Annotated in this window: 23 protein-coding genes; 15 read left to right on the top strand and 8 right to left on the bottom strand. The window is 72.7% G+C overall.

From position 1 onward, the window contains the following. Positions 1–2 precede the first annotated feature (2 nt). A complete protein-coding gene (locus ABD213_RS11385) occupies positions 3–1,424 on the bottom strand; it encodes a tyrosine-protein kinase domain-containing protein (protein WP_344328463.1) in 1,422 nt (473 codons plus the stop codon). A 203-nt stretch (positions 1,425–1,627) separates the two neighbouring features. Between ABD213_RS11385 and ABD213_RS11380 the strand changes: the two genes are divergently transcribed. The 3 genes from ABD213_RS11380 to ABD213_RS11370 are packed head-to-tail and all read left to right on the top strand — an operon-like array spanning position 1,628 to position 3,858. Then, a complete protein-coding gene (locus ABD213_RS11380) occupies positions 1,628–2,014 on the top strand; it encodes an NAD-dependent epimerase/dehydratase family protein (protein ID WP_344328461.1) in 387 nt (128 codons plus the stop codon). Further along, positions 1,915–2,577, top strand: a complete 663-nt coding sequence (locus tag ABD213_RS11375) for an NAD-dependent epimerase/dehydratase family protein (RefSeq protein WP_344328743.1) — start codon at positions 1,915–1,917, stop codon at positions 2,575–2,577. The genes ABD213_RS11380 and ABD213_RS11375 overlap by 100 nt, the downstream gene beginning before the upstream one ends. Positions 2,578–2,580: 3 nt before the next feature. Continuing rightward, positions 2,581–3,858, top strand: coding sequence for a glycosyltransferase family 4 protein (locus tag ABD213_RS11370; RefSeq protein ID WP_344328458.1), 1,278 nt, complete (start codon positions 2,581–2,583; stop codon positions 3,856–3,858). A gap of 16 nt (positions 3,859–3,874) precedes the next feature. Here ABD213_RS11370 and ABD213_RS11365 read toward each other — a convergent pair whose 3' ends face one another. Continuing rightward, positions 3,875–4,603: an oxidoreductase gene (locus ABD213_RS11365; RefSeq protein ID WP_344328456.1), complete on the bottom strand. Its 729-nt coding sequence runs from the start codon at positions 4,601–4,603 to the stop codon at positions 3,875–3,877. Between the two features lie 48 nt (positions 4,604–4,651). Here ABD213_RS11365 and ABD213_RS11360 point away from each other — a divergent pair, with 48 nt between their 5' ends. The 3 genes from ABD213_RS11360 to ABD213_RS11350 all read left to right on the top strand — a co-directional run bounded on the left by ABD213_RS11360 (position 4,652) and on the right by ABD213_RS11350 (position 8,327). Next, positions 4,652–5,377 (top strand): class I SAM-dependent methyltransferase, encoded by a 726-nt coding sequence (locus ABD213_RS11360; RefSeq protein ID WP_344328452.1) that lies wholly within the window; start codon positions 4,652–4,654, stop codon positions 5,375–5,377. A 100-nt stretch (positions 5,378–5,477) separates the two neighbouring features. Then, positions 5,478–6,260 (top strand): FkbM family methyltransferase, encoded by a 783-nt coding sequence (locus tag ABD213_RS11355; RefSeq protein ID WP_344328447.1) that lies wholly within the window; start codon positions 5,478–5,480, stop codon positions 6,258–6,260. 609 nt (positions 6,261–6,869) lie between these two features. Further along, entirely contained in the window at positions 6,870–8,327 is a 1,458-nt protein-coding gene (locus ABD213_RS11350; protein ID WP_344328443.1) for a GuaB1 family IMP dehydrogenase-related protein, read from the top strand. Between the two features lie 81 nt (positions 8,328–8,408). On the opposite strand, the gene ABD213_RS11345 is transcribed toward ABD213_RS11350, so the two are convergent. Beyond that, positions 8,409–8,891, bottom strand: a complete 483-nt coding sequence (locus ABD213_RS11345; protein ID WP_344328440.1) for a TetR/AcrR family transcriptional regulator — start codon at positions 8,889–8,891, stop codon at positions 8,409–8,411. A gap of 110 nt (positions 8,892–9,001) precedes the next feature. On the opposite strand from ABD213_RS11345, the gene ABD213_RS11340 reads away from it, so the two are divergent. The 9 genes from ABD213_RS11340 (at position 9,002) to ABD213_RS11300 (ending at position 17,553) form a co-directional block, all read left to right on the top strand. Beyond that, positions 9,002–9,616, top strand: coding sequence for a biotin transporter BioY (locus ABD213_RS11340; protein WP_344328436.1), 615 nt, complete (start codon positions 9,002–9,004; stop codon positions 9,614–9,616). Between the two features lie 4 nt (positions 9,617–9,620). Next, a complete protein-coding gene (locus ABD213_RS11335) occupies positions 9,621–10,313 on the top strand; it encodes an energy-coupling factor ABC transporter ATP-binding protein (protein ID WP_344328431.1) in 693 nt (230 codons plus the stop codon). Between the two features lie 49 nt (positions 10,314–10,362). Then, positions 10,363–10,968 carry a CbiQ family ECF transporter T component gene (locus ABD213_RS11330; protein WP_344328429.1) on the top strand — a complete coding sequence of 202 codons (606 nt, stop codon included), beginning with the start codon at positions 10,363–10,365 and terminating at the stop codon, positions 10,966–10,968. Between the two features lie 27 nt (positions 10,969–10,995). Next, entirely contained in the window at positions 10,996–12,129 is a 1,134-nt protein-coding gene (locus ABD213_RS11325) for a sensor histidine kinase (protein ID WP_344328424.1), read from the top strand. Between the two features lie 100 nt (positions 12,130–12,229). Then, on the top strand, positions 12,230–12,979 hold the full coding sequence (locus tag ABD213_RS11320; RefSeq protein ID WP_344328420.1) for a LytR/AlgR family response regulator transcription factor: 750 nt from the start codon (positions 12,230–12,232) through the stop codon (positions 12,977–12,979). Continuing rightward, entirely contained in the window at positions 12,966–13,373 is a 408-nt protein-coding gene (locus tag ABD213_RS11315; RefSeq protein WP_344328416.1) for a hypothetical protein, read from the top strand. The genes ABD213_RS11320 and ABD213_RS11315 overlap by 14 nt, the downstream gene beginning before the upstream one ends. Then, entirely contained in the window at positions 13,370–14,869 is a 1,500-nt protein-coding gene (locus ABD213_RS11310; RefSeq protein ID WP_344328413.1) for a sodium/solute symporter, read from the top strand. The genes ABD213_RS11315 and ABD213_RS11310 overlap by 4 nt, the downstream gene beginning before the upstream one ends. Before the next feature lie 193 nt (positions 14,870–15,062). Further along, a complete protein-coding gene (gene acs / locus ABD213_RS11305; RefSeq protein ID WP_344328410.1) occupies positions 15,063–17,042 on the top strand; it encodes an acetate--CoA ligase in 1,980 nt (659 codons plus the stop codon). Positions 17,043–17,115: 73 nt separating this feature from the next. Beyond that, the gene (locus ABD213_RS11300; protein ID WP_344328407.1) at positions 17,116–17,553 is read left to right on the top strand and encodes a phage holin family protein; all 438 of its coding nucleotides are present in this window, start codon (positions 17,116–17,118) and stop codon (positions 17,551–17,553) included. Between the two features lie 22 nt (positions 17,554–17,575). On the opposite strand, the gene ABD213_RS11295 is transcribed toward ABD213_RS11300, so the two are convergent. The 5 genes from ABD213_RS11295 to nth are packed head-to-tail and all read right to left on the bottom strand — an operon-like array spanning position 17,576 to position 21,555. Continuing rightward, positions 17,576–18,388, bottom strand: coding sequence for a hypothetical protein (locus tag ABD213_RS11295; RefSeq protein WP_344328402.1), 813 nt, complete (start codon positions 18,386–18,388; stop codon positions 17,576–17,578). Then, entirely contained in the window at positions 18,385–19,560 is a 1,176-nt protein-coding gene (locus ABD213_RS11290) for a MarP family serine protease (RefSeq protein ID WP_344328397.1), read from the bottom strand. Before ABD213_RS11290 ends, ABD213_RS11295 begins: the two co-directional genes overlap by 4 nt. Continuing rightward, positions 19,557–20,201 carry an NUDIX hydrolase gene (locus ABD213_RS11285; RefSeq protein ID WP_344328395.1) on the bottom strand — a complete coding sequence of 215 codons (645 nt, stop codon included), beginning with the start codon at positions 20,199–20,201 and terminating at the stop codon, positions 19,557–19,559. Before ABD213_RS11285 ends, ABD213_RS11290 begins: the two co-directional genes overlap by 4 nt. Beyond that, positions 20,198–20,815 carry a TlpA family protein disulfide reductase gene (locus ABD213_RS11280; protein WP_344328392.1) on the bottom strand — a complete coding sequence of 206 codons (618 nt, stop codon included), beginning with the start codon at positions 20,813–20,815 and terminating at the stop codon, positions 20,198–20,200. Before ABD213_RS11280 ends, ABD213_RS11285 begins: the two co-directional genes overlap by 4 nt. Continuing rightward, positions 20,812–21,555: an endonuclease III gene (gene nth / locus ABD213_RS11275; RefSeq protein WP_344328388.1), complete on the bottom strand. Its 744-nt coding sequence runs from the start codon at positions 21,553–21,555 to the stop codon at positions 20,812–20,814. Before nth ends, ABD213_RS11280 begins: the two co-directional genes overlap by 4 nt. Positions 21,556–21,615: the final 60 nt, after the last annotated feature.

The raw sequence follows: 21,615 nt of genomic DNA, 5'->3' as shown, positions 1-21,615 counted from the left end.
GGCTAGCGTTCCGCTCGTCGCTGACCGCGGCCCGCCCGTGCCGGTCGGGACTCCGCGGCGGGATCGATGATGTCGGGCGTCGTGCCGTACCCGTACCCGTAGCCGTAGTCGTCGCCGTACCCACCGACGGTGCGACGCGGGACGCGGTTCAGGACGGTCCCGAAGAGGCGCCCGCCGACGGTCTCGATGCGGGCGACGGCCAGACGCAGCTGCTCACGGGTCGTGGCGCCGTGCCGTGCCAGCAGGAGGGCTCCGTCGACCTCGGTGACGAGGATCGACGCGTCCGCGACGGGCAGCATCGGCGGGGCGTCGAGGATGACGGTGTCGTACATCGAGCGCACCGTCGCGAGCAGCTCCTTCATCGCCCGGGTCTCGAGCACCTCGGCGGGGTTCGGGGGCTGGGGTCCCGTGCCGAGGAAGGCGACGCCACTCGGGTGCTCCTGGATCGCCTCGTCGAGCGTGGCCCGTCCCACGAGGACCGTCACCAGACCCACGCCGTTCTCCAGCCCGAGCACGTCGGCGACGTTCGGGTTGCGCATGTCGGCGTCGATCATGAGGACCGACCGACCGGACTGGGCCAGCGACGTCGCGAGGTTGGTCGCGACGAGCGTCTTCCCCTCGTCCGGGACCGCACTGGAGACGAGGATCGTCTGGCGGTCGGCGTCCAGGTCGGCGAACTGCAGGTTCGTCCGGAGGACACGCAGCGCCTCCGCCAGCGGGCCCCCGACGCTCGAGAGCGCCGGCTCCTTCTTGACGTCGGGGTCGAACGGCAGGGTCGCGAGCACGACGGAGCCCGTCGCCTTCTCCACGTCCTCGCGGCTCTTCAGCGTGCGGTCGAGCAGGTGGCGCAGCACCGCCCCGAGCACCGCGAGGAAGATGCTCATCAAGATCCCGATGGCCAGTACCAGCGGGACGTCGGGAGCGACCGGGGTGTCGCTGATGCTCGCCGGGCTCGCGACCCGGGCCACCAGCGTGGGGTCGTCGCCGCTCGGGGGCTCCTCGAGCTGGGCGACGAGGTCGATGACCTCCTGGCCCGCGGCGTCGGCGATGCGCTGCGCGGACTCCGGCGTGGACGCCCGCACGGAGATCTCGACGGTCTGCGTCCCCGGGATGACCGACGAGCTCACCTGACCCTGCAGGTCCTCGAAGGTGGTGTCCAGGCCCAGCCTGTCGATGACGCGCTGCATCGTGGCGGGGTCGGTCGCGAGGTCGGCGTAGGACTCCACCCGCTGCGTCACGATGAAGGCGGCGGCGAAGTCGGCCTGGCCCCCGGTGGGCGTGGAGACGAACAGCTTGACGTCCGAGCCGTACTGGGGTGCGGCGAGGAAGAGGTAGAGCCCCGTGGCCACCGACCCGAGCACCACCGTGGTGACGGCGAACTTCCACCGGGCCGCGAGCACGCCCAGGAATTCGCGCAGGTCCACTGTCTCTCCCTTTCACCGCGACCGGCCCCGGTCGGACGGTCGGGGCGAGTCTATGCGAGTCCGTGCCCCAGCTCGGGCAGAGCCACGAACCGCGTGGAGCGCAACTCGGGGCGGAACTTTGTGTCGATCGTCTCGTTGTAGGTGCACAGCGCGACGTCGAGCCCGATCGAGCGCCTTCCCGAACCTCTCGGAGGACAGAGCCCATGACCATTCTCCTGGCCGGTGCCGGCGGATTCATCGGCGGACACCTCGTGGCGGACCTCCTCTCGGCAGGGCACGACGTCCGCGCCGTCGACAAGAAGCCCGAGTCGCAGTGGTACCAGCTGCACGACGCCGCCGAGAACGTCGTCGCCGACTGCTCGGACCCCCAGGACGCGCACAAGATGTCCATCGGGACCGAGGAGATCTACAACCTCGCCGCCGACATGGGCGGGATGGGGTTCATCGAGAACAACAAGGCCGAGTGCATGCTCTCGGTCCTGACCTGCTCGTGGCGGCCCGCGACGCCGGCACCCGCCGCTTCTTCTACAGCAGCTCGGCGTGCGTCTACGCCGGCGACAAGCAGACCGACCCGGATGTCACGGCCCTGAAGGAGGCCGACGCCTACCCCGCCGATCCCGAGGACGGCTACGGCTGGGAGAAGCTCTTCAGCGAGCGCATGGCGCGTCACTTCCGTGAGGACTTCGGCCTGGAGACCCGCGTCGCCCGCTACCACAACGTCTACGGCCCCGAGGGGACGTACGACGGAGGTCGCGAGAAGGCCCCGGCAGCCCTGGCGCGCAAGGTCGCCCAGGCCAGGATCTCCGGCGACCACCGCATCGAGATCTGGGGCGACGGCGAGCAGAGCCGCAGCTTCATGTACATCGACGACTGCGTCCGCGGGACCAAGGAGATCCTGGCCGGCGACAACGTCGAGCCGGTCAACCTCGGCTCCGCCGAGCTGGTCACCATCAACCGAATGGTCAGCCTGCTGGAGGACATCGCCGGCATCACCCTCGAGCGCGACTACATGCTCGACGCGCCGCAGGGAGTCCGCGGCCGCAACAGCGACAACACGATGCTCCGCGAGATCTACGGTTGGGAGCCCTCCATCTCCCTGCGCGACGGCCTCGAGCGGACCTACTCCTGGATCTACGACCAGCTGCAGGCCTGATCGATGCGCATCACCGTCCACGACTTCTCCGGGCACCCGTTCCAGGCCGAGCTGTCGCGCAGCCTCGCCCGGCAGGGGCACGAGGTCGAGCACCTGCACGCCGAGCAGTACGTCAGCGGCAAGGGTCACCTCGACCTGCTGCCCGACGACCCCACGAGGCTGCGCTTCGCCGGCATCCGCCTGCGGCTCCCGTTCCTCAAGTACTCCCCGCTGACCCGGCTGCGCTACGAGGCGGCCTACGGGGCGGAGTGGATCCGGCGCACCCGACGCGGCGACGCGCAGGTCACCATCGCCTCGAACGTGCCGCTCGTCTCGCACTTCCGCTGGGCCGTGTGGGCCCAGCTGCAGCGCCACCCGTGGGTCTTCTGGCACCAGGACATCGACAGCGTCGGTCTCGCGGACGAAGCCCGCTCCCGCCTGCCGCGGCCCCTCGGCGCGCTGGCCGCTCGCGTCTTCGACCGCATGGAACGGTTCTGCGCCCGCACCGCGGCGCACGTCGTGGCCATCGGGGACGGCTTCTGCGAGACCTACGATCGCTGGGGCGTCGACCCGCAGCGCGTGTCCGTGATCTCCAACTGGGCGCCCCTGGACAAGGTGCGGCCGACCTCTCGCGCCCACCACCGCTCCACGGAGCTGTTCGGCGAGGCCGAGGGACTGCGGATGCTGTACGCCGGGACGCTCGGACGCAAGCACAACCCGATGCTGCTCGTCGAGGTGCTGCGTGCCGCCCACGCACAGGGGCTCGAGGCCGCGATGACCGTGATCTCCGAGGGCGAGGCCGCGGACTCCCTGGCCGCCCTCGCGCAGGAGGAGCCCGACCTCGGGCTGCGTGTCCTTCCCTTCCAGCCGGCCGAGGACCTGCCGTACGTCCTGGGATCGGCTGACGTCCTCGTCGGTCTGCTCGAACCCGACGCGACGATGTTCTCGATCCCCAGCAAGGTGCTCTCCTACATGGCCGCGGGTCGTCCGATCCTCGGACTCATGCCCGACGACAACCCGGCCGCGATGGACATCCTCACCACGGGCGGCCACGTCGAGGTCCCCACCGTCGATGGGGCATGGGCCTGCGCCGAGTGGTTGGAGAAGCTGGCCGCCGACACCGGTGCCGTCGCGACCATCGGTTCGCGGGCGCGCGCCGTGGCCGAGGAGAAGTTCCACCTGCCGACGATCACGCAGCGGTTCGAGAGCGTCCTCGCCGCCTCGCTCGCGCCGGCGGCCACGGCCCGGCCCGAGCGCGCGGCCCCGCAGCCCGAGCGCGCGACCGGTCTGGTCGCTTCCTGAGCCGGCCCGGGGCGGGTCAGGACGCGACCAGCGGGGACGCCTCGGCACCGCGGGCGAAGGCCTGGGCGGCGTAGGAGAGCCACTGGTGCACACCCGCGGTGTCGCCACGGGCGTACGCCGCCAGTGCCGACCGGTAGCCGTCCGGCTCGGCCGCGTGGCCGGCCTCGGGAACGGTGACCGATGCGGGGTCGACGCCGCGTGCGACGAGCAGGAGCCGCTCCACGGCTCGGGCGACCACCGCGTTGTGCGAGCTGAACGCGTCGGCATTAGCGATCTCGGCGTGGGCGAGAGCAGCCACGACGAGCGCCGGCGCCTCGGTCGGCAGGGCGAGTCGCGCGGCACCCTGGGACAGTCGCGCGGTCGCCTCGGCCGAGACCGGGCGGCCGAGCTCGTCGGCCCCTGCGGACCCGCCGGCCGCCAGTACGTGGATCCGCGCGATGGCCTGGATCGGGGAACGGCTCCAGACGGGCACGAGCCCGAGGAGCTCGGTGGACAGGCGCAGCGCGCCACGCGCGGTGGCGCCACCGCCTCCCCCTGCCAGGTCCTCCGGACCGACCTCGTCACCCTCGAGGGTGGCCGTCGCCGCTGCACCGAGCAGCAACGAGCGTGCCGTGTCCTCGGGCGTCGTCCGTCGCAGGCCCCGGTCGCGCAGCAGGACGTCGATCCCGTCGCGAGCGGCGGCGTAGGCCGACGGAAGGCCCTCGAGGGCCGCCAGGGCCGCGAGCGGATCGGGAGTCTCTGACACGCCGGAAGACTACCGACGACCCGCACGCGGCGCGATAGCCTGCCCGAGATGACCAGCTTCTTCGACCAGGCCGCGCACGTGACGCCGGACGAGCCCGCGCTCGCGGTCTCCCGAGCGGCCAAGTGGCTCGTCGGGGAGCGGCTGGCCTGCGTCCTGCACGTCGGCGACGGGTCCCTCGCCTACCTGTTGAGCGACCAGGGTCACGAGGTCGTGATCGCCGGGGGCGACGTCACCGCGCGCCACCACCGCGACCTCGCCTACGTCCGTGCCGAGCCGACGAGCCTGCCGTTCGCGGAGCGGAGCTTCGACGCGGTCGTCGTCCCCCGGCTCGACGGTCCTCGCGCCGGCCTGGACGAGGTCGCGCGCGTGCTGCGGCCCGGCGGTCTCGTCTCGGCCATCGACCGGGTCGACGACGAGTCCATCCCGTGGCTGCGTCGGTTGCGCGACATCGTCGGTCACCGTGCGCGTCCTGCTCTGTCCGGGGACGCGCTCGAGCGCAGTGGGCTGTTCGAGACGCACGAGGTGCAGGACCTGACCACGTGGGCCGCGCTCGACCGGGCCGGCGTCCAGCAGTACGCCCGCGCCACCGCGGAGGGTGCGGTCGACGACGCCACGATGGCCTCGGTGCACGAGCTGTTCAGCGAGAACGCGGGCCACACCGGCACGCTCCGCCTGCGCCAGATCACGCGCTGCGTCCGGGCGCGGGTCGCCAAGGAGCCCGGGCCCGTCCGTTCCCAACCGCCCACCGAGACGATGCTGCTCGACTTCCGGTAGGCCGCGCCGCGGCCCGTAACCCACGACCGCCGCCCTCCGTTGTGCACACAGGACCGAACGGAACAGAGGGACGCACATGGCTCATCGCGGGGTGTCGTACGTGGCACGCCGGGCCCGGCAGTCGTTCACCCACTTCGAGAACGGGCCGCGGATCCTCGCAGGGCTCCTGCGCGGCGGCGAGATGACGTTGCGCACGAGGACCGGGACCACCCTGCACGTCCCCAACGTCCCTGGGGCGCGGTTCCCCGTGTTCGAGGTGCACGCCGACGACGTCTACCGGCTGCACGAGCTGCTGGACGGGTTGACGCCCGACGCCGTCGCCCTCGACATCGGTGCGCACATCGGCAGCTTCTCCACGGCCGTCTGCTCGGCCCTCCCGGACGCCGTCGTCCATGCCTTCGAGGCCTCCCCGTCGACGGCGGACTGGCTGGAGCGCAACGTCGCGGCCAACGGCCTCGAGGGCCGCCTCCACGTGCACCGCAGCGCCGTCTCCGACCACGTCGGGACGATCGAGCTCGTCGACAACGGCCTGGCGAGTGCCCACAACGGACTCACAGCGCCGGACGGTCTCGGCGGCGTCGTGGAGGTCCCGTGCGTGTCCTTCGCCGACGCGCATGCTGCGGCCGGCGGTCGCGTCGACCTCGTGAAGAGCGACGCCGAGGGCGCGGAGTACGGCTTCATCCTCGACAGCGACCCCGCCCTGTGGCGCACGGTGCAGCGCGTCGTGATGGAGTACCACCCCGTCGCAGGGCACAGCCTCGACGAGCTCGTCGAGTTCCTGGCCGCTGCCGGCCTGGAGCTCGCCCGGCACGAACCGTCCTCCGAGACCCCGGGGCTGGGCAACGCGTGGTTCCGCCGCCCCGCCGGGGCCGAGGGCCGATGACCCGACTGCCGCCGGCCCTGCATGCCGGGGACGCGAACACGGACGTGTCAGCGCTCAGCGAGCCGCGGATGACGTCACCCGGACCGAAGCCCAGCATGCGGGCGTACGCCTCGCTCCGCTCGCTCGGGACCATCGCGACGTCGGCCACGGACTGCACGTACCACGGGCTGACCATCCTGCCGAGCCACTGTCGAGGAGCCGAGCGCCACAGGTTGTCCATCACGAGGATCCGGACCACGTCGTGGGGCAGGCTCCTCATCACCGCCCGGTAGGACCGGGCGAAGTTCCAGGCGGTCATGCTGACGGCGTCCGGGGCGAAGGTCGCGACCCTCGACCGGAGGTTGGCGGGGTCCGGCTCGGTGCGCCAGATGAGCTGCTGGGCGTAGGACTCCACCCCGAAGGGGGAGAAGTCACTGTCGCGCATGGCCTCGACGACCGCGTCGGGACCGCCGGGCTGGACCACGAGGAGCTCGTGGCCGAGGGCGGCGAGGGCGCGGTACTGGGCATCGAGGTAGCCCGTCATCCCGTTGCCGAGGAATGCGATCCGCACGCGCGGACCTTAGCAGCACGCAGGACGATCCGGTCATGTCCGACCCATAGACTTCCGGGGTGGAGTTCCTCAACGGCCTGGCCCCGTCGCACGACCTGACCTACAACGACGTCTTCATGGCGCCAGGACGATCGGACGTGGTCTCGCGCTTCGACGTCGACCTCTCGACGTCCGACGGCACCGGGACCACGCTGCCGCTCGTCGTGGCGAACATGACGGCCATCTCCGGTCGTCGGATGGCCGAGACCATCGCGCGTCGCGGCGGCATCGCGATCCTCCCGCAGGACATCCCCGTCGACGTCGTGGCCGACACGGTGGCACGGGTCAAGGCCGCGCACACCGTCTACGAGACGCCCGTGACGGTCTCGCCCCACATGACCATCGGCGAGACGTTGAGCCTCATCCCCAAGCGGGCGCACGGCGCGGCGGTCGTCGTCGAGGACGGCAAGGCCCTCGGCATCGTCACCGAGCACGACGGCGCCGAGGTCGACCGGTTCACCCAGGTGCGCGACGTCATGAGCGAGGAGCTGTTCACCGTCGACGCCGGCCTGGAGCCGCGTGACTACTTCTCCCTGCTCAGCGCCTCGCACGTCTCCGTCGCCCCGGTCCTCGCCGACGGCCTCCTCGCCGGTGTCGTGACCCGGCGCAGCGCGCTCCGCTCGACCATCTACACCCCGGCCGTCGACCCCGAGGGCGCACTCGTCGTGGGTGCCGCGGTCGGCATCAACGGCGACGTCCGCGGCAAGGCCGAGGCCCTGCTGGAGGTCGGCGTCGACGTGCTCGTCGTCGACACCGCCCACGGCCACCAGGTCAAGATGCTGGAGGCCCTGCCCGTGGTGCGCGCCGCGCGCGACGCCCACGCCGAGCGCACCGGTCGTCGGGTGCCCGTCGCAGCGGGCAACGTCGTCACCGCCGACGGCACCCGTGACCTCGTCGAGGCCGGCGCGGACATCGTCAAGGTCGGCGTCGGGCCGGGCGCGATGTGCACGACGCGAATGATGACCGGCGTGGGCCGGCCGCAGTTCTCCGCGGTGCTGGAGTGCGCCGCGGCGGCGTCCTCGCTCGGCGCGCACGTGTGGGCCGACGGCGGGGTCCGCTACCCGCGCGACGTCGCCCTCGCCCTCGCTGCCGGTGCCGGCAGCGTCATGATCGGCTCCTGGTTCGCCGGCACCCACGAGAGCCCCGGGGACCTCAAGGTCGGTGCGGACGGTCGGGCGTACAAGGAGTCGTTCGGCATGGCGAGCGCCCGCGCGGTCGCCAACCGCACGAAGGACGCGGCCGGTTTCGAGAAGGCCCGCATGGCGCTGTTCGAGGAGGGGATCTCCACGTCGCGGATGTTCCTCGACCCCGAGCGTCCCGGCGTGGAGGACCTCGTCGACGCGATCACCGCGGGCGTCCGCTCGAGCTTCACGTACGCCGGCGCGCGCACGCTCGCCGAGTTCGCCGACCGCGCCCTCGTCGGCCTGCAGAGCTCGGCCGGCTACGACGAGGGCCGGCCGCTGCACGCCTCCTGGTGACCCCCGGTCCCGCGGTCGCGGTCCCGGGCGACGGACGGTCGGGGGATTCTCGGGCCTGGTCCCGATTCCCAGGCGGACTGGTCAGCGCAGGATGATGTCGAGGCCCCGGTCGAAGGACGCGTCGAGATCGGGGTCGGGGTCGACGATGCCGAGGCCGGCGGCCTGGCGGTGCAGCTGGCTGGCCTGTGTGTGCCCGACGACGTAGAGGAAGAGCGTGCGGGCGACGTCGGGGTCGGACCGCGCGGCGAGCGCGGCCTGCAGGTCCGAGACCCCGAGGCGGAAGGCCGACGCGGTGGCGACCACCTCGGCGCCGTCGCGCACGGACTCCATGGCCGCACGCAGCCGGTGGGCGGTGGCGTGGAGGTCGGCGTCGACGTGGACGTCCGCGACGATCCGTGCCGCCATGAGCCCGAGCAGCGTCTGCTTGTCCGCGACGTGGTGGTACAGCGCGCTCGGCTGCACCCCCAGCTCGGCGGCGACGCGACGCATCGAGGAGAACTCCAGGCCGTAGGCGTCGAGCACCCGCAGGGCACCGCTCACCACGTCGTCGACGGTGTTCGCCACGTCACGTCCCCTCGGTCTGTCCGCACGGTCGGCCGTGCCTGTGGCACACTACCTGAACACTGTTCACCTGAACGGTGTTCAGGTAGTGACGTCCCGTTCCAGGAGCCCCCATGCCGTCGACCGAGTCCCCGTCCCCCTCCCGTCCGGCGCACACCGGTCGCCGCGCGCCGTCGACGAGCACCGACCTCGCGCTCGTCACCTCCTTCGCCGCGCTCATCGCAGTCTGCGCGATCCTGCCGGCGCTGCCGCTCGGCGTCGTCGGCGTCCCGCTGACCCTGCAGATGTTCGGCATCTTCCTCGCCGGCGCGGTGCTGGGGGGACGCCGCGGGTTCCTCGCCGTCCTGCTCTACCTCGCCGTGGGCACCGCCGGGCTCCCCGTCTTCAGCCAGGGCGCCGGCGGCCTGGCGGTCTGGGGCGGCGCGACCGCCGGGTACCTCGTCGCCTTCCCGTTCGCGGCCCTGCTGGTCGGTGTCGTGGCGTCGACGCTCGCGCGGCGCGCTGCCGGTGTCTACGTCGTGGGCGTCGCGGTCGCCGCCGCGGTCGCGACCCTCGCGGTCGTGACCCCCGTCGGCGCGCTCGGCCTGAGCCTGCGTCTCGGACTGAGCCTCTCCGAGGCGTGGGCCGCCGCCGCACCGTTCATCGCCGCCGACCTCGTCAAGGGGGTCGTGGCCGCGATCGTCGCCGGAGCCGTGCACCGTGCCTTCCCCCAGGTGCTGGCACGATGAGGCGATGATCGACCTCGACGGCGCCGGCGTCGAGGTCAGCGGTCCCGACGGGACCCGCACGATCCTGCACCCGGTCACCCTCCGTCTCGCCGAGCACCGCATCGGCGTCATCGGCGCCAACGGGTCGGGCAAGTCGACCCTGGCGCGCCTGCTCAACGGGCTCACCCAGCCCACGTCCGGGCACGTCCAGGTCGACGGGCTCGACACCCGACGCGACGGTCCCGCGGTCCGGCGACGGGTCGGCTTCGTCTTCACGAACCCGTCCGCCCAGCTCGTCATGCCGACGGCCGTCGAGGACGTCGGCCTGTCGCTGCGGCGCGTCGAGAAGGACGCGCGTCGGCGGCGGGCGGCGGCGCTGCAGGTGCTCGAGCAGCACGGCCTGGTCGACAAGGCCGACGTCAGCGTCCATGCCCTGTCCGGCGGGCAGAAGCAGCTGCTGGCACTCGCCGGGGTGCTCGCGACCGAGCCCGACGTCGTCGTCGCCGACGAGCCCACGACGCTGCTGGACCTGCGCAACACCCGCCTCGTCGCCGATCGGCTGTTCGGCATGCGCCAGCAGCTCGTGCTCGTGACCCACGACCTCGACCTCGTCCAGCGGTGCGAGCGGGTGCTCGTGGTCGAGGACGGCCGCGTCGTCCACGACGGGCAGGCCGCCGGGGCCGTCGCGTTCTACCGGGACCGAGAGCTGTCCCGATGAGACGAGCACGTGAGCAGGCAGCGACGACCGGGCTGAGATGTCTGCCGCGATGACGGGGCTACCCGGCGCCTACCGACCCGGGTCGACACCCCTGCACCGCCTCCCCGCCGGAGCGAAGCTCGCGCTGCTGGCGGGGTACGCGGTGCTCGTCGTCGCGCTCACCGGACCGGTCAGCGCGCTCGTCCTCCTCGGCGCCTCCCTCACGCTGGCAGCCTGGGGGCGGCTCCCGCTGCGCGCGACGGCCCGGCGCCTGCGGCTCCTGCTGGTCATGCTCACCGTCGTCGCGGCCTACCAGACGTGGCAGCGCGGCGCCGACGTCGCCGTCCACGTCGTGGGCGACCTCCTCGCCCTCGTGCTGGCGGCACTCACCCTCACCGCGACCACCCGCACCGAGGACCTGCTCGAGGCGATCCTGCGCCTCCTGTCCCCGTTGCGCCGCCTCGGCGTGCGCACCGAACGCGTCGCCCTGGCGTTCTCCCTCATGATCCGCACCGTCCCCCAGGTCCTCGAGATCGCCGACGAGACGCGCGCGGCGGCCCGCGCCCGCGGACTCGAGCGGTCACCGCGCGCCCTGCTCGTGCCCATGGCGCTGCGGACCGTGGCCCACGCCATCGAGACCGGCGAGGCCCTCGACGCCCGCGGGATCGCCGACTGAGCGCCGCCCAGGCGCTAGGTTCGAGCGATGGAGGTCCTGGCCGCCGCCGTCACCGGCGGACTCGTCGTCGCACTGGGCGTCGCGGTCTGGCTGGCTCTCGGCCGTCGACGCGACCGTGGCCTCGGTGACCCGAGCGACCTCGCCACCTACGCCACGTTGCACACCGCCTCCCTGGCCGCGCCGTTCCTGCGCGCCGGGCTCGACGCCGACGGCGCGCGGTCCGCCCTGCCCCACCTGCGGGCCCTGCTCGGTGACGCCCCGGTCGCCCTCACCGACGGCGCGGGACTGCTCGCCGGCACCGACGACGCCCCGCCGGCGGTGGCCGAGCCCCTCGTCACGACGGTGCTCACCCACGGACGCACCGAGGCCACGGACGACGCCGTCGTCGCGCCGCTCGTCGTCGAGGAGCGCGTCGTCGGCACCCTCGTCGTGCACACTGACCAGCCCTCCGCGGCGCTCACCCGCACCACCACCGAGGTCGCCCGCTGGATCTCCGGGCAGCTCGAGCTCGGGGAGCTCAGCGCGTCCCGCACCGCCCTCATGGAGGCCGAGCTGCGTGCCCTGCGCGCGCAGATCTCCCCCCACTTCATCTACAACTCCCTCGGCGCCATCGCCTCGTTCGTGCGCACCGATCCCGAGCGGGCCCGCTCGCTGCTGCTGGAGTTCGCGGACTTCACGCGCTACTCCTTCCGCCGCCACGGCGAGTTCACGACGCTCGCCGAGGAGCTGCGGTCCATCGAGCGGTACCTGACCCTGGAGAAGGCGCGCTTCGGCGACCGCCTGCGCGTGACGTCGACCGTCGCGCCGGAGGTCCTCCACGTCACCCTGCCGTTCCTGTCGGTACAGCCACTGGTGGAGAACGCCGTGCGCCACGGGGTGGAGCCCAAGGACGGTCCGGGCTCGGTGCGCGTGCTCGCCCACGACGCGGGGGCGTTCTGCGTCATCGAGATCGAGGACGACGGCGTCGGCAGCGATCCCGACGTCGTCCGGGAGGCGCTCGCCGGACGCGGACGTGGTGGCTCCGTCGGCCTCGCGAACGTCGACGAGCGGTTGCGCTCGGTCTACGGCGACGACCACGGCCTCGTCGTCGAGACCGCGCCCGACCTCGGCACCAAGGTCTCGCTGCGCATCCCGAAGTTCGCGCCCGGTGTGAGCACCTGAGATCGGGCACCTGCCCTCGCACACGTGACGCGAGCTGGTGACGCCGGACCAGTGACGCTGTATTAGTGACGCTGGGCACACCCGGGCCTAGGATCACCGCGTGAGCACCCCAGCGCCCGCCGGGCCCCGCCTCAGGGTCCTGGTGGTCGACGACGAGCAGCCCGTCCTCGACGAGCTGGTCTGGCTGCTGTCGCGCGACCCCTCCGTCGACGTCGTGCGCTCCACCACCTCCGGCACGAAGGCGCTGCGCATCCTCGAGGAGGCCGAGATCGACCTCGTCTTCCTCGACATCGCCATGCCCGGCCTCAGCGGGGTGGAGATCGCGAGGCTCGTGCGGCGCTTCGAGAGACGACCGCTGGTGGTGTTCGTGACCGCCCACGACGAGCACGCCGTGGAGGCGTTCGAGATGAACGCCGTCGACTACCTCCTGAAGCCGTTGCGCGAGGAGCGGGTGCGCGAGGCGGTGCGCCGGGCGCTCGCCCAGCCCGAGGCTCCCGCACCGAACCCGGACGAGCGCATCCGGATCGAGCTCGCCGGCGTCACCCGGTTCGTGCAGCGGTCGACCGTCACCGACGTCGAGGCCCAGGGCGACTACGTCCGCCTGCACACCCTCGACGGTGGAGCGCACCTGGTGCGCACGACGCTGAGCCAGGTCGCCGACGAGTGGGCCGAGCACGGGTTCGTCCGCGTCCATCGCAGTCACGTCGTCGCGCTGCACCACGTGCGCGAGGTCCGTCAGCGCGGGGGGCGCACCACGCTCGTCCTGCCCGACGGCGACGGCGTGCTCGAGGTCGACGTCGCCCGGCGCCTGCACCGCGACCTGCGCGAGCTCATCCATGACCGCGCCTGAGCGGCCCACCGGTCGGGTCCGGATCACCAGCCCGCTCGCCCACGCGCCGGCCCACCAGCGGCGCAGCGCGGCCCAGGAGATCGAGGAGTCCTCGACGGTGGGTGCGGTGTACGTGCGATCCCTGATGCGCGCGCAGCGGCGAGCGGCCGTCGGCACCGTGGTGCTGGCAGCGGTCTCGATCGGCCTGCTGCCCATCATCTTCTGGACCGACCTCGCCCTGCGGTCCTGGCACGTCGGACCGGTCCCGCTGGTCTGGCTCGCGCTCGGCGTCGGCGTCTACCCGTGGGTGTGGCTGCTCGGCCGGGCCAACGTCGCGCGCACCGAGCGCAACGAGCGCACCTTCGCCGCGCTCATGGAGTCACCGACCGACCCGCGCGGGCCCGAGGCGCGATGAGCACCACCACGGGAGTCCTCGCGATCGGCACCGTGACGGTGGCGACGGTGCTCATCGGCGCCCTCGCGATGCGCTGGAGCCGCACGACGAGCGACTTCTACGTCGCCTCCCGCAGCGTCAGCCCGTGGCTCAACGCCTCCGCGATCGGCGGGGAGTACCTCTCGGCGGCATCCTTCCTCGGCGTCGCCGGACTGGTGCTGCTCGGTGGGGCCGACATGCTCTGGTACCCGATCGGCTGGACCACCGGCTACCTGCTGCTGCTCGTGGTGGTCGCGGCTCCCCTGCGTCGCTCCGGCGCCTACACGATCCCCGACTTCGCCGGCTGGCGGATGCAGTCGACGGCCGTGCGGCAGGTCTCGACCGTGCTGGTCGTGGCGGTGGGCTGGCTGTACCTCATGCCGCAGTTCCGCGGCGCCGGGCTGACGCTGCAGGCGGTCACGGGCGCCCCGGCCTGGGCCGGGGTGCTCGTCGTCGCGACCGTCGTCGCCGCTCTCGTCGCCTCCGGTGGCATGCGCTCGGTGACCCTGGTGCAGGCGTTCCAGTACTGGCTCAAGCTCACCGCCCTGCTGGTGCCACTGGTCTTCCTCGTGATCGCCTGGCGGGCCGACGGCTCGCCAGGCCCGCTCGACGCGGCCGAGTGGGCGCTCCCGGCAGCCGACCTCGGCGGAGCCCGCCTGTACACCGCCTACGCGATCCTCGTCGCCACGTGCCTCGGCACGATGGGACTCCCGCACGTGGTGGTCAGGTTCTACACCAACCGCGACGGCGCCGCGGCCCGTCGGACGACGCTGATCGTCCTCGGCCTGCTGGGCATCTTCTACCTCCTGCCCACGGCCTACGGTGCGCTCGGCCGCGTCTACGCACCCGACCTCGCCACCGGCGAGCTCGCCGAGACGGTCGTGCTGGAGCTGCCCGGCCGGATGCTCGGCACCGGAGCCGAGCTGCTGGCCGCCCTGCTGCTCGCCGGGGCGTTCGCGGCCTTCCTGTCGACGTCGTCGGGCCTCACGATGGCGATCGCCGGCGTCGTCGGGCAGGCCATCGAGCGTCGGCGCTGGTTCGAGGGCCGGCTCGTCGGCGTCGCCGCGGTGCGGGTCGCGGCCGCGGGCTGCGTCGTGCCGCCGATCGCGCTCGCCCTCTACGGCAGCGAGGTCTCGATCGCGATGTCGGTGACGTTCGCCTTCGCCCTGGCGGCGTCGACGTTCTGCCCACTGCTCGTCCTCGGGATCTGGTGGTCGCGGCTGACCAGGGCCGGCGCCCTCGCCGGCCTCGTCGGAGGGGGCGTGACGGCCGGCACCGCCCCGCTCGTCACGATCGCGCTGGCACCGACCGGGTGGACCGGACTGCTCGTCGCCCAGCCGGCCCTGTGGAGCGTGCCGCTCGCCTTCGCCCTCATGGTCGGCGTCTCCCTCGCGACGCCCCGTTCGCTGCCGGTCGCCGTCGACGCGGCCTTCGCCCGCCTGCACACCCCCGAGCGTCCGGCGGCGCCCCACCGCTGAGCGGGCGAGTGCGACGACCGTTCACCGACGGCCGAGCACCGCCGACCGAGGCCCCGCCGCTGTGACGTGGCGCACAGGTGCCCGGAGGGCATAGCGTCGACCATGGCAACGACGCCGCAACCCGACCCGCACGATCGTGACCGTCGACCCCCTGCACGACCCGAGCCCGAGCCCACCGAGGAGAGACCACCTGATGAGTGACCAGGGAATCAGCAACCTGTCCAGCGAGGAGCGTCGGTTCGAGCCGCCCGCCGACCTCGCCGCGACCGCGAACGCCACCGAGCAGACCTATCGCGCCGCGAGCGAGGACCGGTTGGCCTTCTGGGGCGAGCAGGGTCGACGTCTCGACTGGGGCACCCCGTTCACCGAGGTCCTCGACTGGTCGAACCCGCCGTTCGCGAAGTGGTTCGTCGGCGGGACCCTGAACGTCGCGCACAACTGCGTCGATCGGCACGTCGACGCCGGGCACGGCGACCGGGTCGCGATCCACTTCGTCGGCGAGCCCGGCGACACCCGCGACCTCACCTACGCCGACCTCAAGGACGAGGTGTCCAAGGCCGCGAACGCGATCGAGGCGCTGGGCGTCCAGGCCGGTGACCGGGTCGCGATCTACATGCCGATGATCCCGGAGGCTGTCGTCGCAATGCTGGCCTGCGCCCGCGTCGGCGCGGTCCACACCGTCGTGTTCGGCGGGTTCTCCTCCGATGCGCTCGCGAGCCGGGTCGAGGACTGCGAGGCCAAGCTCGTCATCACCGCCGACGGCGGGTACCGCCGCGGCAACCCGTCGGCCCTCAAGCCGGCCGTGGACGAGGCGCTCGCGAAGCTCGGCGACTCCTCCCCCGTCGAGAACGTGCTGGTCGTGCGCCGCACCGGCGAGGACACCGCGCTCACCGAGGGTCGCGACGTGTGGTGGCACGACGTCGTCGACTCCGCCTCGGCCGACCACACCCCCGAGATGTTCGACGCCGAGCACCCGCTGTTCGTCATGTACACCTCGGGCACGACGGGCAAGCCGAAGGGGATCCTGCACACGTCGGCGGGCTACCTCGCGCAGACCGCCTACACGTTCTGGGCGACGTTCGACCACAAGGAGTCCGACGTCTACTGGTGCACCGCCGACGTCGGCTGGATCACCGGCCACTCCTACATCACCTACGGGCCGACGGCCGCAGGCGCCACGCAGGTGCTCTACGAGGGCACGCCCGACACCCCGCACAAGGGACGCTGGTGGGAGATCGTCGCGGACAAGAAGGTCACGCTCTTCTACACCGCGCCCACCGCCATCCGCACGTGCATGAAGTGGGGCGAGCAGATCCCCGCCGAGCACGACCTGTCCAGCCTGCGCATCCTCGGCACCGTGGGGGAGTCCATCAACCCCGAGGCCTACGTCTGGTACCGCGAGAACATCGGCGGCGGTCGCACCCCGATCGTCGACACCTGGTGGCAGACCGAGACCGGAGCCCACATGATCACGCCGCTGCCCGGCGTCACCACCGCCAAGCCGGGGTCGGCGCAGGTGCCGTTCCCCGGCATCAGCGCGGAGGTGGTCGACGACGCCGGCAACCCGGTCGGTGACGGCGAGGGCGGCTACCTCGTGATCACCGAGCCGTGGCCGTCGATGCTGCGCACCATCTGGGGCGACGACGACCGCTTCAAGGAGACCTACTGGTCGCGGTTCGAGGCGCAGGGCTACTACTTCGCCGGCGACGGCGCCAAGAAGGACGACGACGGCGACATCTGGCTCCTCGGCCGTGTCGACGACGTCATGAACGTCTCCGGGCACCGCCTGTCGACCACCGAGATCGAGTCCGCGCTCGTGTCCCACCCGTCCGTCGCCGAGGCGGCGGTCGTGGGCGCCGCCGACGAGACGACGGGCCAGGCGGTGTGCGCCTTCGTCATCCTGCGGGAGTCCGCCGCCGACGGCGCCTCCGGCGACGAGCTCGTCGCCGAGCTGCGCCAGCACGTCGCCAAGGAGATCGGCCCGATCGCCAAGCCCCGTCAGATCCTCGTCGTGCCCGAGCTGCCGAAGACCCGCTCGGGCAAGATCATGCGCCGGCTGCTGCGCGACGTCGCCGAGAACCGCGAGGTCGGCGACGCCACGACGCTGGCCGACTCCGGCGTCATGGACCTCATCACGGCCGGCATGCAGGACGCCAAGAGCGACGAGGACTGAGTTCCGTCGTCCTCGACGACGCGGTCGGGTCGCCCCGGAGGCGACCCGGCCGCATCGGGATAGAGTCGACGTCATGACCGAGCAGCCCGACGACCCGACCATCGGCAAGATCGTCGCGGACATCACGCGCGACCTCAACGTCATCGTCCAGCACCAGGTCGATCTCGCGAAGCGGGAGGTCGTCACCAGTGCCAAGGTCGGCGGCATCGGCGCGGCCATGTTCGTCGTGGCCGCCTTCCTCGGCCTGCTGGTCATCATCTTCGCCTCCGCCGGTCTCGCCCACCTGATCTCCATGACGGGACTGCACCTCGCGTGGAGCTACCTGATCGTCGCCGGCGCGTACGTCGTGCTCGCCGCGGTCCTGGTGCTCATCGGGTGGAAGCTGATCCAGAGGGTCCGCGCACCGCGCGAGACGATCCGCACCGCCAAGCAGCTGCCCACGGCCCTCAAGGGCGAGTCGCCCACGGCGCGCTCGTCCGCACGCATCGACCCGCCGGTCGAGGTGCGCTGACCCGACCCTGCGACCAGCGGGATCAGCGGGCGACGACGCGCGCGCCGAGGCCGACGAGTGCGGCAGCGGCACCGACGGCCACGGCCAGCAGGAGCCAGTCGTCGAAGGACGCCGTGGCCCGCGCGACGAGAAGGTCCCGCATCGTGGTGGCGAGCTCGGTGTCGGCCGGGCGGGCCTCCAGCAGGGCCGGGACCGCACGGCCGGTGGCCAGCATGAGCGCGCCGGAGACGGCCGCGACGCCGACACCCCAGAGCCCGAGCGCCGTGGACGTGCGCCGCGCGACCACCCAGCACAGCAGCGAGGCACCGGCGAGGACCGCGGCACCGAGCAGTGCCCGTGACGGCGCACCGGCGACGGCGGCGATCGTCGCCGGCTCGGCCTCGGTGGTGACCGGCACGATCACCGAGTCGGGCGTGGGGAGCTGAGCGCCGACCTGGTCGCCCACCGGCGCCACGACCAGCTCGACGACGGGGGCGATGTCGAGCACGATGCGCTGCTGGTCGGCGTCGGCGAAGGTGGCGTCGTGGGAGACCTCCTGCGTGCGCTCCCACGCCTCGGGGAAGCCCGGGTCCTCCAGGACCCGGTCGATCGCGACCAGGGCGACGTCGCGCAGGGCCTGCTCGCCGAAGCCGAGGTTCGCCTCCGAGACGACCGTCTCGGCCACACCCTCGCGCAGCGCCGTGCGCAGCTCCTCGTCCTGCGCGAAGGGCGCGGTGAACGCCACGTAGCCGTCACGATCGCTGACGTTGACCGCGACCCAGGCCACCGGCAGCGTCACCGCCAGCGCGACGAGGGCGACGAGACCGGCCAGCAGCGCGACGAACGCGCGGATCATGCGCACCCTCCGGTGTCGACCGGTCGGCTCGAGCGCAGCCCTTCCGCGGCGTTGTCGGCCGCGGCGGCGGCCGTCACCGCGTAGCCGGTGGCACTGTCGGAGATCGAGGCCGCGAAGATGACACCGAGCACGTCGCCGGCGGTGGAGACCAGGGGCCCGCCGGAGTTGCCGGAGCGCACGAGACCGCGGATGGAGAAGGTCTCGCGCAGCACCTCCCCGCGATCGTAGATGTCGGGGCTGCGGAGCGTCATCTGCTCGCGGATGCGCGCCGAGCGGGCGTCGAACGGGCCGTTGAGCGGGAATCCGAGGACGGCGGCGGACTGCCCGGGAGCGCCGGACTCGTCGAAGTCCAGGGCCGGCACGCCGAGGTCGGAGGTGGCGATGACGGCGATGTCCAGACCGGGGTCGAAGACGACGACCTGGCCCGGCAGCTCACGACCGTCGACGTCGACGAACGGCTCGCGCACGCCGGCGACGACGTGGGCGTTGGTCATGACCCGGCCGGGCCCGTAGACGAAGCCCGAGCCCTCGATGCCGCGCCCGCACACGGCTCGACCGGTGATCTTGACGACGCTGCGGCTGGCCTCGCGCACCCCCGCCTCGGAGAGGATGACGTCGTCGGGAGGACCGACGGCCTGGATCTGCTCCGGCGTGAACGGGTCGATGTAGCGCGGGAAGAGGTTGGCGTCCAGGGTCCGGTTGAACGCGCGCAACGCCCCGGACGCCCGCTCGGGCATGATCGCGTCGACCTCGCCGAGGATGGCCGACTGCCGGGCCGCGGACGACAGGTACGGGATGGAGGTACCGCTGACCGAGTAGCCCAGCGCCCACGTCGCGACGAGCACGGTGACGATGCTCAGCGCCCCTCCCCCGACGGCGTCGACGTGCCGGGCCGGGCCGGACCGGATGCCGCCGCGCAGGTCCGTCCCGAGGTAGGTGCCGACGGCCTGCCCGATCGCCGCGGCGCCGATGACGAGCCCGAGGGCAAGCAGCGAGGTCTGCAGCGATCCCGACGAGCCGCTGTCCAGCAGGCGCGGCACGAGCAGGATCGCGCCGCCGGCACCGACCAGCAGTCCGATCGTGGCGATCAGGTTCACCACGAAGCCCTGGACGTAGCCGGAGACGGCGTAGGCGAGGACGATGACGACGAGCACGACGTCGAGGGAGTTCACGTCAGCTCCGGGAGGTCGCGCACGCGATCCTCGTCCCAGGGACGAGCCCAGCCGACGCGGTCGAACAGGCGCGAGATCACGCCGGCGGTGAAGCCCCACAGGGGCACCTCGGTGCCGACGTCGAAGGCCGGGCCACGCCAGCCGGAGGGGTGCACGACGGTGAACCGACGGTCGGGGTCGACGAGGTCGTCGAGACGTTGATGGATCACCCGACGGACCTCGCGGGGCGACCGCGCGTCGAGAGGGCGTGGGGCCTGCCAGTAGGCGAGGACGGGAGTCACGCCGAAGTTGCTCGGCGGCAGCCACAGGCGCGGCAGGGTGCCGAACACCTCGACCTCCGACGGCTCCAGCCCGACCTCCTCGTGGGCCTCGCGCAGCGCGGTGTGGGCGGGGTCGACGTCGTCGGGGTCGCTGGCGCCACCGGGGAAGGAGATCTGGCCGGCGTGGTTGCGCAGGGTGGTCGCGCGCTCGGTGAGGATGAGCTCGGCACCCGACGGTCCGTCGGCGAAGCAGACCAGCACCGCGGCGGGTCGGGCGTCGGCCGGCGGGTGCGGGAACCGTGGAGCCAGCTGCTCGGCCTCGACCGAGCCCGCGAGGTCGGCGAGCGGACGCAGCCAGTCGGGCAACGTCGTGCTGGTCATGGGCGGACTCCGAGGTGGCGGTCGACGGCGGCGACGAGGTCGTCGTACGAACGATACGGGGTGCGCTCGGTGGCCACCACGCGTCCGTCGGCGTCGACGAAGACCGTCTGCGGCAGGCCCACCACGCCGAGCGGACCGCGCAGGGTCTGGTCGGGGTCGAACATCTGCGGGTAGGTGACGCCGCTGCGCTCGGCCAGCTCCAGGGCCGCCTCCGGGGCCCGGTCGGCGAAGTCGACGCCCACGACCTGCACCTGCGCGCCGATCTCCTCGTCGAGACGGGCCAGGAGCGGCAGCTCCTCACGGCACGGACCGCACCAACTGGCCCAGAGGTTGACCACGGCGGGACCCTCGATCGCAGCGAGGCTGGTGGGTTCGCCGTCCTGCAGGCACAGCAGGGCGACCGCCGGCAGGGCGTCGGGGCCGTCGGGGGTCGCGCTGGACGGCTCCGGGCACTCGCGCAGCCCCATGTCCTGCGCCTTCTGCACGGCGTCGGCGAGATCGACCCCGGCGTCGGCGGGGTCTCCACCGAACGTGGGTGGGCCGCCCGGCTCCGCACCGCACCCGACGAGGGCCAGGACCGCGACGAGCCCGAGCGTCGCCCGCCGCACCCTCACGCCCGCCCCTGCGTGGTGACGAGCTGCTCGGCCACGACCGGGTCGGTGGGACCCGTGCCGAAGGCCGGGCACCAGTGCGCGACGGGGCAGGCCCCGCACGCGGGCCGCCGGGCGTGGCAGCGCCGACGTCCGTGCCAGATGAGGCGGTGGCTCAGCATCGTCCAGTCCCGACGCTCGAACAGGGCGCCGACGGCGTGCTCGGTGCGGACCGGGTCCTTCAGCGTGGCAGCGTCGACCCAGGCGAACCGGCCGACGAGGCGGGCGAAGTGGGTGTCGACGGTGAGCCCCGGCACGTCGAACGCGTTGCCGAGGACGACGTTCGCGGTCTTGCGTCCCACGCCGGGAAGCCTCACGAGCTCGGTCATGCGCCCGGGCACCTCACCGTCGTGCCGTTCGACGAGCGCGGCCGACAGGCCGAGCACGGACGCGGTCTTCGCGCGGAAGAAGCCCGTGGAGCGGATCACCTCCTCGACCTCGGCGCGGTCGGCCCCCGCGAGCGTGTGCGCGTCGGGCCAGCGTGCGAACAGCACCGGGGTGACGGCGTTGACACGGCGGTCGGTGGTCTGGGCCGACAGGACGGTGGCCACGAGCAGCTCGAAGGGGGTGGAGAAGTCGAGCTCGCAGCCCGCGTCGGGGTAGGCCGCGGCGAGCTCGCGGTGGATGCGTCGGGCGCGTCGCACGAGCGCGGTCCGCGAACGGTCCGGCGCCCCCTCGGGCACGCTCGGACCAGGACTCGACACGCGGACAGCGTACGTGGCGCCACCGACCACGGCCCGGCGTGTGGAAATCTTGTGCGCCGT

The sequence above is a fragment of the Aeromicrobium halocynthiae genome (assembly GCF_039531385.1).
Lineage (GTDB): Bacteria > Actinomycetota > Actinomycetes > Propionibacteriales > Nocardioidaceae > Aeromicrobium > Aeromicrobium halocynthiae.
Note: the sequence above shows the minus strand (reverse complement) of the source record. Positions and strands in the feature narration are given on the sequence as shown.